Annotated in this window: 12 protein-coding genes and 1 pseudogene; 8 read left to right on the top strand and 5 right to left on the bottom strand. The window is 67.1% G+C overall.

What is annotated here, in order from left to right; translation table 11 throughout:
* Nucleotides 1-48 precede the first annotated feature (48 nt).
* Nucleotides 49-1476: a dicarboxylate/amino acid:cation symporter gene (locus tag AC04ME_RS15235; RefSeq protein ID WP_042539915.1), complete on the bottom strand. Its 1428-nt coding sequence runs from the start codon at nucleotides 1474-1476 to the stop codon at nucleotides 49-51.
* A 266-nt stretch (nucleotides 1477-1742) separates the two neighbouring features.
* Here AC04ME_RS15235 and AC04ME_RS15230 point away from each other — a divergent pair, with 266 nt between their 5' ends.
* Nucleotides 1743-2114, top strand: a complete 372-nt coding sequence (locus AC04ME_RS15230) for a YbjQ family protein (protein WP_042539917.1) — start codon at nucleotides 1743-1745, stop codon at nucleotides 2112-2114.
* Between the two features lies 1 nt (nucleotide 2115).
* Here AC04ME_RS15230 and AC04ME_RS15225 read toward each other — a convergent pair whose 3' ends face one another.
* From AC04ME_RS15225 to AC04ME_RS15215, 3 genes are read right to left on the bottom strand one after another with little or no spacing between them, the layout of a single operon-like run.
* A complete protein-coding gene (locus AC04ME_RS15225; protein WP_042539919.1) occupies nucleotides 2116-2346 on the bottom strand; it encodes a helix-turn-helix domain-containing protein in 231 nt (76 codons plus the stop codon).
* Entirely contained in the window at nucleotides 2343-2978 is a 636-nt protein-coding gene (locus AC04ME_RS15220) for a hypothetical protein (RefSeq protein ID WP_042539922.1), read from the bottom strand. The genes AC04ME_RS15225 and AC04ME_RS15220 overlap by 4 nt, the downstream gene beginning before the upstream one ends.
* Nucleotides 2978-3598, bottom strand: coding sequence for a DUF2975 domain-containing protein (locus AC04ME_RS15215; protein WP_052492921.1), 621 nt, complete (start codon nucleotides 3596-3598; stop codon nucleotides 2978-2980). Before AC04ME_RS15215 ends, AC04ME_RS15220 begins: the two co-directional genes overlap by 1 nt.
* Before the next feature lie 227 nt (nucleotides 3599-3825).
* On the opposite strand from AC04ME_RS15215, the pseudogene AC04ME_RS15210 reads away from it, so the two are divergent.
* The 4 genes and pseudogenes from AC04ME_RS15210 to AC04ME_RS15195 form a co-directional block, all read left to right on the top strand.
* Nucleotides 3826-6333 (top strand): annotated as a pseudogene (locus AC04ME_RS15210) (ATP-dependent Clp protease ATP-binding subunit); the annotation flags it as partial.
* 98 nt (nucleotides 6334-6431) lie between these two features.
* Nucleotides 6432-6935, top strand: coding sequence for an amino-acid N-acetyltransferase (locus AC04ME_RS15205; protein ID WP_042539928.1), 504 nt, complete (start codon nucleotides 6432-6434; stop codon nucleotides 6933-6935).
* Nucleotides 6936-6944: 9 nt separating this feature from the next.
* Nucleotides 6945-7610: a hypothetical protein gene (locus tag AC04ME_RS15200; RefSeq protein WP_079113548.1), complete on the top strand. Its 666-nt coding sequence runs from the start codon at nucleotides 6945-6947 to the stop codon at nucleotides 7608-7610.
* A gap of 279 nt (nucleotides 7611-7889) precedes the next feature.
* Nucleotides 7890-8300: a hypothetical protein gene (locus tag AC04ME_RS15195; protein ID WP_042539930.1), complete on the top strand. Its 411-nt coding sequence runs from the start codon at nucleotides 7890-7892 to the stop codon at nucleotides 8298-8300.
* Between the two features lie 29 nt (nucleotides 8301-8329).
* Here the strand turns inward: AC04ME_RS15195 and radA are convergent, their stop codons facing one another.
* A complete protein-coding gene (radA, locus tag AC04ME_RS15190) occupies nucleotides 8330-9697 on the bottom strand; it encodes a DNA repair protein RadA (protein ID WP_042539932.1) in 1368 nt (455 codons plus the stop codon).
* Between the two features lie 100 nt (nucleotides 9698-9797).
* Here radA and AC04ME_RS15185 point away from each other — a divergent pair, with 100 nt between their 5' ends.
* From AC04ME_RS15185 to cydB, 3 genes are all read left to right on the top strand, one after another.
* Nucleotides 9798-10475 (top strand): helix-turn-helix transcriptional regulator, encoded by a 678-nt coding sequence (locus AC04ME_RS15185; protein WP_475435817.1) that lies wholly within the window; start codon nucleotides 9798-9800, stop codon nucleotides 10473-10475.
* Nucleotides 10476-10584: 109 nt separating this feature from the next.
* Nucleotides 10585-12000, top strand: coding sequence for a cytochrome ubiquinol oxidase subunit I (locus tag AC04ME_RS15180; RefSeq protein WP_042539936.1), 1416 nt, complete (start codon nucleotides 10585-10587; stop codon nucleotides 11998-12000).
* A gap of 14 nt (nucleotides 12001-12014) precedes the next feature.
* Nucleotides 12015-13037 (top strand): cytochrome d ubiquinol oxidase subunit II, encoded by a 1023-nt coding sequence (gene cydB / locus AC04ME_RS15175; RefSeq protein ID WP_042539938.1) that lies wholly within the window; start codon nucleotides 12015-12017, stop codon nucleotides 13035-13037.
* The last annotated feature ends 76 nt before the right edge of the window (nucleotides 13038-13113 follow it).

Raw genomic sequence — 13113 nt, 5'->3', positions numbered from 1 at the left:
CGCCCCGCCCCTGAGTGGGGCGAGGCGCTCGGTCGGTGCGGCGAAGGGTCAGCGGGTGCCGGCCGGCTCCTTCTCGGATGCTGCGGCATCCGCCTCGGGTGCCTCGTCGTCGGCCGAGTCGTCGGCGAACGGCAGGCCCTCGCGCGGTGCGTTGTAGAGCTCCTCGTCGAGGATGCCCTCGCGCTTCGCGACGATGGTCGGCACGAGCGCCTGGCCCGCGACGTTGACCGCGGTGCGGCCCATGTCGAGGATCGGGTCGATGGCGAGCAGCAGTCCGACGCCCTCGAGCGGCAGGCCCAGCGTCGACAGCGTCAGCGTGAGCATGACGGTCGCTCCGGTGGTGCCGGCGGTGGCGGCGGAGCCGACGACCGAGACGAGCACGATCAGCAGGTACTGCACGAGGTTCAGTTCGATGCCGAAGAACTGTGCGACGAAGATCGCGGCGATGGCGGGGTAGATCGCGGCGCAGCCGTCCATCTTCGTGGTCGCACCGAACGGCACGGCGAACGAGGCGTACGAGCGGGGCACGCCGAGGTTGCGCTCGGTCACGCGCTCGGTGAGGGGCAGGGTGCCGATCGACGAGCGGCTGACGAACGCCAGCTGCACGGCGGGCCAGACGCCCGAGAAGTACTGCTTGATCGAGAGTCCGTGCGTCTTCACCAGGATCGGGTAGACGACGAAGAGCACGAGAGCCAGGCCGACGTAGACGGCGATCGCGAACCAGCCGAGCGACGCCAGCTTCTCCCAGCCGTATTTGACCACCGCGGCGCCGATGAGGCCGAACGTGCCGAGCGGGGCGATGCGGATGATCCACCACAGCACGCGCTGGATGACCTTCAGAAGCGACTCGGTGAACGCGAGGAACGGCTCGGCCTTCTTGCCGGCCTTGAGAGCGGCGATGCCGACGGCGACCGCGATCACGATGACCTGCAGGATGTTGAAGTTCACGCTCGACGAGAACGTGCCGTCGGTGGCTCCCGGGTTCGTGCTGACGCTGAGCCCGAGGAAGTTCTGCGGGATCAGACCCAGCAGGAAGTTCCACCACGTGCCGACCGTGTACGGGTCGCCGGGCTCGAGGCCCTCACCGGCGCGGTTTCCCGGCTGGATGACCAGGCCGAGCGTGATTCCGATGATCACGGCGATGAATGCGGTGATCGCGAACCACAGCAGGGTCTGGCCCGCGAGGCGCGCGGCGTTCTGCACTCGGCGCAGATTCGAGATGCTGGCGACGATCGCGGTGAAGATCAGCGGCACGACGGCGGCGCGCAGCAGTGTCACGTACGAGCTGCCGATCGTGTCGAGGGTGGCCGAGAGGCCGTTCGGGCTGTCGGCGGTGGCGCCCAGCTGGCGGGCGATCAGGCCGGCGGCGATGCCGAGGACGAGGGCCGCGAGGATCTGGAAGCCGAACGAGGTCAGCAGCTTCCGGACGGGACCGCGGGTGTCAGGCGCCTTCGTGGGGCGGGCGGTGGTGCTCATTGGATTGGGGACTCCAGAATCGGTGCGCGCCGTGTGCGCGCTATAACGCCCAACGCTATGAGGGCGAGTGAATTCCGAGGCTGAGATGACGAAGGATGACGGATGCCGCGGCATCCGTCATCCTTCGTCAGGCGACCCGGCGGGTCAGGCCGCGCACTTCTCGAGGTTGTCGGTCAGGATCTGCGTGGTCAGAGCCTTGTCCTCTTCGCTCGACTGCTTGTCCTCGCCGCCTGGTCGCGTCGGCTGTGTTCTGCCACGATGGCCTCATGTTCATGGTGACCACGAACGACATCCCCGGCTACCGCATCACCCAGGTGCTGGGGGAGGTCATGGGCCTGACGGTGCGATCGACCGACTTCGGGCAGGGTTTCGCCGCCGGGTTCCGCTCGCTCGGCGGCGGCGAGATCCCCGAATACACGCAAGTGATGTACGAGGCGCGGCAGGTCGTGATGGGCCGCATGTGGGCCGAGGCGCAGCAGCGCGGTGGCAACGCGATCGTCGCGATGCGCTTCGACGCCGGGTCGATCCAGAACTTCACCGAGATCTGCGCCTACGGCACCGCCGTGGTCGTCGAACCTCTCGCGCCGGTCGCGCAGCCGCCGCAACCGCCGCAGGCCCCGCAGCCGCCGCAGGCCTGACCTACGCCAGCACCAGCAGGTCGCCGACCTCGCACCCGAGGGCGTCGCAGATCGCCCGCAACGTCGAGTACCTGATCGCTCGCGCCCGGTCGTTCTTCAGCACCGACAGGTTGACGATGCTCACGCCGACGCGCGCGCTCAGCTCGGTCAGAGTCATGCCGCGCTCCGCGAGCAGCTCGTCGAGGCGGCAGTGGATGCCGGTGAGTTCGTCGTCGTTCTCGGCCGGGGTCATACGAGTCCCCTCGTCTCGTCCTCGAGGGCCGCGTTCGTGCGCTGCAGGCGGATGCCCTGCCGGAACGCTGCCGCGATGAGTCCCACCGCGACGCCGGTCGCGAAGATCGGGACGATCGACCAGAACTCGATCGGATGCACGGGCTCGCCGGAGCCGAGGCCCACCGCAGCGGACACCCCGTTCAGCCCCAGCTTCTCGAGCAGCACGATGAACATCGGAGCGAGCACGAGAGTCCAGCCGATCGCGTCGAAGGCCCGCGCGTTGCTCCGCACGAAGAAGCGTCCGCGGAGGAAGTTCCAGGCGACGAGCATCACGCCGACGATGACGATCAACGGGGCGAGCGCCCACAGCACGAGCGAGCCGATGATCGCCGCGGTCGCGGCGGCATCCACTCCGGTGGCGAACACCATCGCCTCCTGAGCGATCCCCTCGACCGACGCGGCTCCTGAGCCGACGGTCGCGTCGATCGGCTGCTCGTCGATGGGGATGGACCACGCGATGCCCTGGTCTCGGAAGGTTCCGAGCACGCGCAGGACGGTGCTGATCGCGGTCACCACCAGAGCGGCGGCGCCGAAGAGGATCACGGTGATCGCATCGGCGGTCTGGGAACGTGTCGCGGTCACGGTGCTCATCAGACGAGCCCGTCCGTGTCGCGCTGCAGGCGGTCGCCGATGGAGAACACCGTGCAGATGAGGGCGATGACGAACGCCCCGAGGATGAAGGTGAACGGTTCGACGCTGATCACGGCGTTGTCGATGCCGTTGTCGGTGATCTGTGCCACCGTGGCATTCGCGAGCATGTTGTCGAAGAAGCGCACAGTGGCGAAACCGACGAGTCCGGCGATGCCGGCTGTCGCGACGAGAGCGGTGTTGCGTCGGCTGAACACGCGGTCGGTCAGCACGCTCCGTGCCAGCAGGATCAGGCATCCGATCACGATGACGATCGTGAGGATCTGCGCCACTTGGCCGATGATGCCCGGCACTGCGGCGATCGCCGGCAGCTGAGGCGCGGTGATCACAGCGCTGTCGACGCCGACGGAGATGCTGGTGCCGTTGCTCAGCGGCAGGTCGACCGGCGTCTGCGAGCCGATGAGCTCGATCAGCACCGGCACGTCGACGCCCCGGGCGAGTTCGATGATCCGCATGACCGAGAAGACGGTGATGTAGGCGGCGATCAGCGCGCCCGAGATGCAGAAGCCGACCAGGGCTCCGCGGTCGCCTCGGGAGATCGTCCGGTTCTTCGTCGAGGTCATCATCCACTCCTTATCGAGAGTCGTTATTACCGATAATCGTTAACATAACGACTGTCGATAAGTGAGTCAACCCCGGCCGCACGAGAGCGCCGTCACCGACCGTCACGGCGCTATGCCGACGGCGAACACGGGCATACAGCATCCGCACGGTGGTTACTCTCGATGTACAGGCGCGGAGACCCGTCGAGGACTCAGCGCTTCGCCCCGTGCGAATAAGGAGTCACAGCATGTTCGAGAGATTCACGGACCGAGCCCGTCGAGTGGTCGTCCTCGCCCAAGAAGAGGCGAAGATGCTCAACCACAACTACATCGGCACTGAGCACATCCTGCTCGGCCTCATCCACGAGGGTGAGGGTGTCGCAGCCAAGGCGCTCGAAAGCCTCGGTATCTCCCTTGACGCCGTCCGCGAGCAAGTGCAGGACATCATCGGTCAGGGCCAGCAGCAGCCCACCGGTCACATCCCGTTCACGCCGCGCGCCAAGAAGGTGCTCGAGCTCAGCCTCCGTGAGGCTCTGCAGCTCGGCCACAACTACATCGGAACCGAGCACATCCTGCTCGGCCTCATCCGCGAGGGCGAGGGTGTCGCAGCCCAGGTGCTCGTCAAGCTCGGCGCCGACCTCAACAAGGTCCGCCAGCAGGTCATCCAGCTCCTGTCGGGTGCTCCCGGACGCGAGCCGGCAGCCGTCGGCGCGCAGTCGAACGACACCCCGAGCGCCCAGGGCGGCTCGCAGGTGCTCGACCAGTTCGGTCGCAACCTGACGCAGGCCGCGCGCGACAACAAGCTCGACCCGGTCATCGGGCGCGAGAAGGAGATCGAGCGGGTCATGCAGATCCTGTCTCGCCGCTCCAAGAACAACCCCGTGCTGATCGGTGAGCCCGGCGTCGGCAAGACCGCCGTCGTCGAGGGCCTCGCCCAGGCGATCGTCAAGGGCGATGTGCCCGAGACGCTGAAGGACAAGCAGCTCTACTCGCTCGACCTCGGCTCTCTCATCGCCGGCTCCCGCTACCGCGGTGACTTCGAGGAGCGCCTGAAGAAGGTCACCAAGGAGATCCGCACGCGCGGCGACATCATCGTCTTCATCGACGAGATCCACACCCTCGTGGGTGCGGGTGCCGCCGAGGGCGCGATCGACGCGGCCAGCATCCTGAAGCCCCTCCTCGCTCGTGGAGAGCTCCAGACCATCGGTGCCACCACGCTCGACGAGTACCGCAAGCACTTCGAGAAGGATGCCGCTCTCGAGCGTCGCTTCCAGTCGATCCAGGTGAACGAGCCGAGCCTCCCTCACACGATCAACATCCTCAAGGGACTCCGCGACCGGTACGAAGCGCACCACAAGGTGCAGATCACCGACGGCGCGATCGTCGCGGCATCGAACCTCGCCGACCGCTATGTCTCCGACCGGTTCCTACCCGACAAGGCCATCGACCTGATCGACGAGGCCGGTGCACGCCTGCGCCTCAGCATCCTGTCGAGCCCGCCCGAGCTGCGCGAGTTCGACGAGAAGATCGCCAAGGTGCGCGAGCAGAAGGAAGTCGCGTCCGAGGACCAGGACTTCGAGAAGGCCGCATCGCTGCGCGACGAGGAGAAGAGCCTCCTCGCCGAGCGCCTGCGCCTCGAGAAGCAGTGGCGTTCGGGTGACGTCGCGACCCAGGCGGTCGTCGACGAGGGCCTGATCGCCGAGGTGCTCGCACAGGCCACCGGCATCCCGGTCTTCAAGCTGACGGAAGAGGAGTCCTCGCGACTCGTCTTCATGGAGAAGGCTCTGCACCAGCGCGTCATCGGTCAGGAGGAGGCCATCGCGGCGCTCTCCAAGACGATCCGTCGTCAGCGTGCCGGCCTCAAGGACCCGAAGCGTCCCTCCGGTTCGTTCATCTTCGCCGGCCCCACGGGTGTCGGAAAGACCGAGCTGGCCAAGGCGCTCGCCGAGTTCCTGTTCGACGACGAAGCTGCTCTCATCTCGCTCGACATGAGCGAGTTCGGTGAGAAGCACACCGTCTCGCGTCTGTTCGGTGCTCCTCCCGGATTCGTCGGATTCGAAGAGGGCGGCCAGCTCACCGAGAAGGTGCGCCGCAAGCCGTTCAGCGTGGTGCTGTTCGACGAGATCGAGAAGGCCCACCCGGACATCTTCAACTCGCTGCTGCAGATCCTCGAAGAGGGTCGGCTGACCGATGGTCAGGGCCGCGTGATCGACTTCAAGAACACCGTCATCATCATGACCACCAACCTCGGTGCTCGTGACATCGCCGGTGGTCCGGTCGGATTCCAGATCGAGGGCGTCAACTCGACGAACTACGAGCGGATGAAGGGCAAGGTCAACGAAGAGCTCAAGCGCAACTTCAAGCCCGAGTTCCTCAACCGCGTCGACGACATCATCGTGTTCCCGCAGCTGTCGAAGGAGGAGCTCGTGCAGATCGTCGATCTGTTCACCAAGCGCCTCGGCGAGCGTCTGCTCGACCGCGACATGACGATCGAGCTGTCTCAGGCCGCCAAGGAGCGTCTCATCGAGATCGGGTTCGACCCGGCACTCGGTGCCCGCCCCCTGCGTCGCGCGATGCAGCACGAGGTCGAGGACCGTCTGTCCGAGAAGATCCTGCACGGCGAGCTCAACCCGGGCGACCACGTGAAGGTCGACTCGAAGGACGGCGAGTTCCTCTTCGAGCACGGCCCCCGCGGCGAGAAGGTCGCGGTCGGCGTGAACACCGGCGGAGCGATCTCCGGCACCCCTGACCTGGCGGTCGCCATCCGCCCCTTCTGCGTGTCCGGGTGGTCCAGCACTCCGGCATTCCGCGTCCGCTCAGGGTCTCGGGAGGTGACGGGTTCTAGGCTTGACGTGTGAGCGAGTACATCGTCCGGCCGGCGCGCAGCGCTGACATCATCGGCATCCGCAACCTGCTGCAGCCGATGGTCGAGCAGCGCATCCTGCTCGGCAAAGACCTGGCAGTGCTCTATGGCGCGGTGCAGGAGTTCGTCGTCGCCGAAGCCGACGGCGAGCTGATCGGATGCGGCGCGCTTCACGTGTTCTGGGAGGACCTCGGCGAGGTGCGCACCCTCATGGTCCGCGGTGACTGGCTGCACCATGGCGTGGGCGGTGCCATCGTCGGCGCGCTCGAAGAGCAGGCGCGCGAGCTCGGCCTCAGCMGACTGTTCTGCCTCACCTTCGAAGTCGACTTCTTCGGCCGGCGCGGCTATTCGATCATCGGCGAACAGGTCGTCGACCCTGACGTGTACTCGCAGCTGCTGCGCAGCGGCGACGCGGGTGTCGAGGAGTTCCTCGATCTCGCGCACGTCAAGCCGAACACGCTCGGCAACACCAGGATGCTGAAGAGCCTCAACTAACCTGAACTAATGCCTCGTCACTCCGCCGCCGTGTATCGTCGCCGGAGATTGGTGACCCTCGTCGCGGCGATCCTGGTGGTCGCGGTCGTCGGCGTGGCGGTATGGCTGCTCGTGGCTCGTCCGTGGGCGAATGCCGCCGAGGCGACGCCATCGCCCAGCGCATCGGCGTCTGCGCCGGAGTCGCCGACACCCGATCCCACCGCGGGCGAGTCGCCCGCAGCCGAGTCGCCCGCGCCTGAGTCGTCGGCCGAGGAGACTCCGGGGATCGTCGCGTGCGAAGCCAGAGACGTCGAGGTGGCTGCTGTCACCGATGCTGACGCATACGACCCCGGGGTCATGCCGCAGCTGTCGATCTCGCTGACCAACCGCGGTTCGACCGACTGTGCGATCGACGTGGGGTCGACGACCCAGAGGCTCACGGTGTCGAGCGGATCCGACGTCTGGTGGACGTCGACCGACTGCCAGGAGAATCCGAGCAGCATGGTCGCCACGCTTCCGGCCGGCGCGACCGTGACGAGCAAGGTGCCGGTCACCTGGGATCGCACCCGCTCGAGCGTCGAGACCTGCGCCGACGAGAATCGTCCGCGTGCACCCGGCGGCGGAGCGTCGTACCACGTCGCCGTCGAGATCGGTGGCTTCAAGGGCACGACCACGAAGCAGATCCTGCTCTATTGACGCCGAAACTGGCCAAACGTCTCGAATACAGTCCTGCACTCAGTTTCGGGTGACACTGGTCGTTCTTTGGGATACCATTGAAGTGACCCTCGCAGACTTGCGGCGCATGCCATCCCCAGTGGCGTCGAGCACAGCGTCCCCAGCGCTTCGACATGCCGCCCGAGGGTCCGAGGGCCCTCTCGAGTACCCCAGTCCCCAATGGATGACTCGAGAGGGCCCCTTTCCATCTCTCCTCCCGTTTCGGGACGCGCATCGCCATCCGCTCAATATGCTGGATGCATGGCAGCGAAGAAGTCGAGATCAGCGAAGAGCGCACCCGCACCCGAGGATTTCCGGTCGGATGCCCTCGCTCAGGCGCTGGAGAAGCAGGACATCGCTGCGGTCGCTCTGGCGCTGCGCCACGGCACCACGGTCGTGCCGCTCGTGAAGCCCGGTGCTCGCGACAATCCGCTCGACAGCGGAGAGGTCTGGACCTATCGCGACCCGAAGTCGGGCGATCTGGCGCTGCTGCTGTTCAGCGACGCCAAGAACAAGCCGGCGAACCTGCCCCCGGGGGTGGGGATCTACACCGCGGACTGGCTGCGCAAGTTCCTCGCCGCGCACCCGATCACCACTGTCTTCCTCGACATCGCCGGGCCGCATCCGATGCAGGCCGCGCCCGACGAGCTGCTCAAGGCGCTCGACGCCTGAGACCCGGCGGCGCTGCGGTGGGATCGCGCTCAGAACGGCGGGATGTCTGCGTCGCTGCGCCGGGTGGTGTTTCGGGCGCGCACGTCGTTCAGTGCCGCGCGCAGAGTCTTCGAGCGATCGTCGACCACCTGGTCGTAGCCGAGCCGCGCGGCCTCCGACCGGCGCTGCGCCGACTGGGTCACCGGGCGGATCTCGCCCGCGAGGCTGAGCTCCCCGACGGCGGCGACCGTGCGCGGCACGGAGATCTGCTGGATGGACCCTGCCACGGCGATCGCGATCGCCAGGTCGGCGGCCGGTTCGGTGAAGCGCACCCCGCCCACGGTCGAGACGTAGACGTCGAGGGTGCTGGTCTTGATTCCCGCCCGGCGTTCGAGGATCGCCAGCACCATCGCCACGCGGGAGGAGTCGAGTCCGTGCACGACACGACGGGGGTTGGGTGCGGTCGTGTTGATGGTGAGCGCCTGCACCTCGACGGGCAGCGCCCGTCGACCTTCGAGCGAGATGGCGACGCACGTGCCCGGCTCCGTCGCGCCCTGCGAGAGGAAGAGGCCCGAGGGGTCGGGCACCTCGGAGATGCCCGCACCCGTCATCTCGAAGCAGCCGACCTCGTCGGTGGGCCCGAAGCGGTTCTTCAGCGCTCGAATGAAGCGCAGTGAGGTCTGTCGGTCGCCCTCGAAGTGGCAGACGACGTCGACCAGGTGCTCGAGCACTCGGGGGCCGGCGACCGTGCCGTCTTTCGTGACATGGCCGACCAGGATGATGGGCAGGCTGCGGTCTTTCGCGACGCGGATGAGAGTCGCCGCCACCTCGCGCACCTGACTCGGCTGACCGGCCGCGCCGTCGATGAGCGACGACGACACCGTCTGCACCGAGTCGACGATGACCAGCTGCGGTGCCACTTCGTCGATGTGGCCGAGGATCGTCGCGAGATCGGTCTCGCTCGCCAGGTAGAGCTCGTCGTGCAGGGCACCGGTGCGCTCCGCGCGCAGGCGCACCTGGGCGGGAGACTCCTCGGCGCTCGCGTAGAGCACGCGACGCCCCGCGCGAGCCGCCTGCGCTGCGACCTCGAGCAACAGCGTCGATTTGCCGACACCCGGTTCGCCGCTGAGCAGGATCGCCGCACCGGGCACGATTCCCCCGCCGAGGACGCGGTCGAACTCGCCGACACCGCTCGTGCGGCGCGGGGCGTCTTCGGTGGTGATCTGCGTGATCGGGCGGGCGGCCTTCGCCGCCGTCGGCGCGAGCGGGGTGATGCGGCTCAGGATGCCGGTCTGCACGCCCTGCTCCTGCACGGTGCCCCACTGCTGGCACTCGGCGCACCGACCCACCCACTTGGCCGTCGTCCACCCGCATTCGGTGCAGACGTACGCGGGAGGGGCAGGTTTTCGGGTGGCCATGCAGCCAGGCTATCGCCGGGATCAGACATCCCTATCGGTTCGGGCATTATTCACGGCCCAACCCCTCGATGTCGCGCAGCAGCCACGGAATACTGGAGTCATGGCCAACGGCGGGCCCGTCTGCGGGCCGATCTCGACCTTCTCGCGAGTGCGGATCCTGCACGCGCTGTTCGAGGGCGGCTCGGCGCAGAACGACGGCACGCGGACGCGCGCGGAGCGAACGATCGGCGAGCTCTGCGAGGCGACCGGGCTGCACCCCAACACGGTGCGCGAGCACCTGCAGCGTCTGATCGAGGGCGGCTACGTCATCCAGGCCAGCGAGCACCGCACCACCCGCGGTCGCCCGCGCACGCTCTACAGTGCGGTGACGGGCGCAGCGGATGCCTCCAGCCCCATCGCCCGCAACAAGGCGAAGGCGGCCGCCGCCCGCGGCGATCTGCTGCGCCGAGTCCTTCCTGCGTCGGCATCCGCTCTGGGTCGCGATGCGACCTATCAGCTGGATGCCCTGATCGAACACTTGGAGGAGAGCGGCTTCGAGCCCGTCGTCGATGACGAGCAGCTCACCGTCGATCTCAGCCCGTGCCCGCACGCCGCGGGTCGCGCCGAAGACCGTCCGATGCTGTGCTCCGTGCACCTCGGCCTCATGCAGGGGGTGCTCACCGAAGCCGGTGGGCCGCTCGCTGCCGAGGCCGTGCGCACCCCCGCCCTCGCGGCGGACTGCGCTGTGCCTGCTGAGTGCGTGGTGCAGCTGCGCCTGACGGAGATGACCGCCGCCTAGGCGAGCATCTGTCTTATTCACGGTCTGCGGCCCCACGAGGGCAGCGGGCACGTCGTTAGCGTGGCACCCGGGGCACGGAAGAATACGGGCACGGAAGAAGGAGTGGCTCATGGAATGGCTCGACCCGCTGGTCCTGTCTCGATGGCAGTTCGGTCTGACGACCGTCTACCACTACCTGTTCGTGCCGCTGACGATCGGCATGGCGCTCGTGGCCGCGATCTTCCAGACCGCGTGGGTGCGCACCGGCAAGGTGCAGTACCTGCACCTCACACGGTTCTTCGGCAAGATCTTCCTGATCAACTTCGCCATGGGCGTCGTCACCGGCATCGTGCAGGAGTTCCAGTTCGGCATGAACTGGTCGGACTACTCCCGCTTCGTCGGTGACGTCTTCGGCGCTCCGCTGGCCTTCGAGGGGCTGCTCGCGTTCTTCTTCGAGGCGACGTTCATCGGCCTGTGGATCTTCGGCTGGGACAAGCTCCCGCAGAAGCTGCACCTCGCCACGATCTGGTGCGTCTCGATCGGCAGCATCCTCTCGGCGTACTTCATCATCGCGGCGAACGCGTTCATGCAGAATCCGGTCGGCTACGTCTTCAACCCCGAGACCAACCGCGCCGAGCTCACCGACTTCTGGGCGCTGCTGACGAACCCCGTCGCGCTCGCCGCCTTCCCCCACACGATCTTCGGTGCGCTGATGTTCGCCGCCGGCGTCGTGATCTCGGTCTCGGCCTGGCACCTCGCACGGGGCCAGCACTTCGACACCATGCGCATCTCGCTCAAGTTCGGGCTCTGGGCGATGATCGTCTCGACCGCCGGCGTCGTGCTCACCGGCGACCAGCTGGGCCTCGCGATGTACGCCGCGCAGCCGATGAAGATGGCCGCGGCCGAAGCCACGTTCAACACGGTCTGCGGGCCCGATGCCTCGTTCAGCCTGTTCACGCTCGGCACCCCCGACGGCAGCTCCGAGCTGTTCTCGATCCGTGTTCCGTACCTGCTGTCACTGCTGTCGACGCACACCTTCGACGCCTGCGTGCACGGCATCAACGACCTCAACGCCGAATACGCCACGACGTTCGCCGACACCGGCCTCACCGAGTTCGCCCCGATCCTGTGGGTCACGTACTGGGCGTTCCGCTGGATGATCGGCCTCGGCATGGCCGCAGCCCTCGTCGCCGTGGTCGGCCTCTGGGTCACCCGCAAGGGCGCCAAGAACCCGCCGGCGCCGTGGATGTGGAAGCTCGCGATCTGGTCGTTCCCGCTCGCGCTCGTCGCCAACATCATGGGCTGGGTCTTCACTGAGATGGGCAGGCAGCCCTGGATCGTGTTCGGCCTGATGACCACGCAGGACGGCGTCTCGCCGGGTGTGAGCGGCGTCGAGGTCCTCATCTCGCTGATCGCCTTCACCGCGATCTACGCCGCGCTCGCCGTGGTCGAGATCCGCCTCATCATCCGCGCGGCCCAGAAGGGCCCGGACACCGAAGAGCAGCCCCACGAGGAGACGGCCCAGCTCCCGTCTGTCGTGTACTGAGAAAGGGATCAGTCATGGAATACATGTGGTTCTGGATCGTCGCCTTCCTCTTCGTCGGCTACTTCGTGCTCGACGGGTTCGACTTCGGCGTGGGCATGTCGCTGCCGTTCCTCGGCAAGAACGACGTCTCTCGTCGCCAGGTGATCAACACGATCGGCCCGATCTGGGATCTCAACGAGACCTGGGTCATCGTCGCCGGCGCCTGCCTGTTCGCGTCGTTCCCCGAGTGGTACGCGACGCTGTTCAGCGGGTTCTACCTGCCGCTGCTGCTGATCCTGCTCGCGCTCATCCTGCGAGGCGTGTCGTTCGAGTACCGGCACCAGCGCGAGAGCGCGGCCTGGAAGCGCGGCTTCGACCGGATGATCGTGATCGGCTCTGCCGTGCCCGCGCTGCTGTGGGGCGTCGCTTTCGGCAACATCGTGCAGGGGGTGGCGATCGACGAGAACCACATCTACGTCGGCGGCTTCTTCGCCCTGTTGAACCCGTATGCGCTGCTGGTCGGCGTCACGACGCTGCTGCTGTTCTTCCTGCACGGCGTGCTGTTCGTCTCGCTCAAGACCGACGGACAGGTGCACGCGGATGCTCGTCGACTGGTGAAGCTCGCCGCCGGCCCGACGGTGCTCGCCGCCGCGGGAACCGTGATCTGGACCATCGGCATCGCCTGGGGGCGCCAGTCTCCACTGATGCTCATGGTGGTCGGCTGCGGGCTCCTTGCAGCGCTGGCGCTCATCGCCTCGGTCCTGTTCTCGCTGCGCGGACGTGACGGGCGCGCGTTCACGGCCGGCGCTGTGACTGTGGCATCCGCTGTCGTGATGCTGTTCGCGGCGCTGTTCCCCTACGTCATGCCGTCGACGATCGACCCGGCCTTCAGCCTCACGATCGAGAACGCATCGAGCACGCCGTATACGCTGACCATCATGAGCTGGACCGCCCTGATCGCACTGCCCCTGGTGCTGGCGTACCAGACGTGGACCTACTGGATCTTCCGCAAACGCGTCACCCGCAGCTCGATCGAGGGGGCTCCGGCGCACGCGTGAGACCTGACTCCTGTTCCGGTCGCAGTTCGTGCCGCATCCCTGTTCGGGGCGCGGCACGAACTGCGATCGGAGTGTC

The sequence above is a fragment of the Microbacterium sp. LjRoot205 genome (genome assembly GCF_056175745.1).
Note: the sequence above shows the minus strand (reverse complement) of the source record. Positions and strands in the feature narration are given on the sequence as shown.

Coding starts and splice junctions, on each gene's coding strand:
- AC04ME_RS15230 (WP_042539917.1), top strand. CDS start 1,743: ATGTTCATGGTGACCACGAACGACATCCCCGGCTACCGCATCACCCAG.
- AC04ME_RS15220 (WP_042539922.1), bottom strand. CDS start 2,978: ATGAGCACCGTGACCGCGACACGTTCCCAGACCGCCGATGCGATCACC.
- radA (WP_042539932.1), bottom strand. CDS start 9,697: ATGGCCACCCGAAAACCTGCCCCTCCCGCGTACGTCTGCACCGAATGC.
- AC04ME_RS15200 (WP_079113548.1), top strand. CDS start 6,945: ATGCCTCGTCACTCCGCCGCCGTGTATCGTCGCCGGAGATTGGTGACC.
- AC04ME_RS15215 (WP_052492921.1), bottom strand. CDS start 3,598: ATGACCTCGACGAAGAACCGGACGATCTCCCGAGGCGACCGCGGAGCC.
- AC04ME_RS15225 (WP_042539919.1), bottom strand. CDS start 2,346: ATGACCCCGGCCGAGAACGACGACGAACTCACCGGCATCCACTGCCGC.
- AC04ME_RS15195 (WP_042539930.1), top strand. CDS start 7,890: ATGGCAGCGAAGAAGTCGAGATCAGCGAAGAGCGCACCCGCACCCGAG.
- AC04ME_RS15180 (WP_042539936.1), top strand. CDS start 10,585: ATGGAATGGCTCGACCCGCTGGTCCTGTCTCGATGGCAGTTCGGTCTG.
- AC04ME_RS15235 (WP_042539915.1), bottom strand. CDS start 1,476: ATGAGCACCACCGCCCGCCCCACGAAGGCGCCTGACACCCGCGGTCCC.
- AC04ME_RS15185 (WP_475435817.1), top strand. CDS start 9,798: ATGGCCAACGGCGGGCCCGTCTGCGGGCCGATCTCGACCTTCTCGCGA.
- cydB (WP_042539938.1), top strand. CDS start 12,015: ATGGAATACATGTGGTTCTGGATCGTCGCCTTCCTCTTCGTCGGCTAC.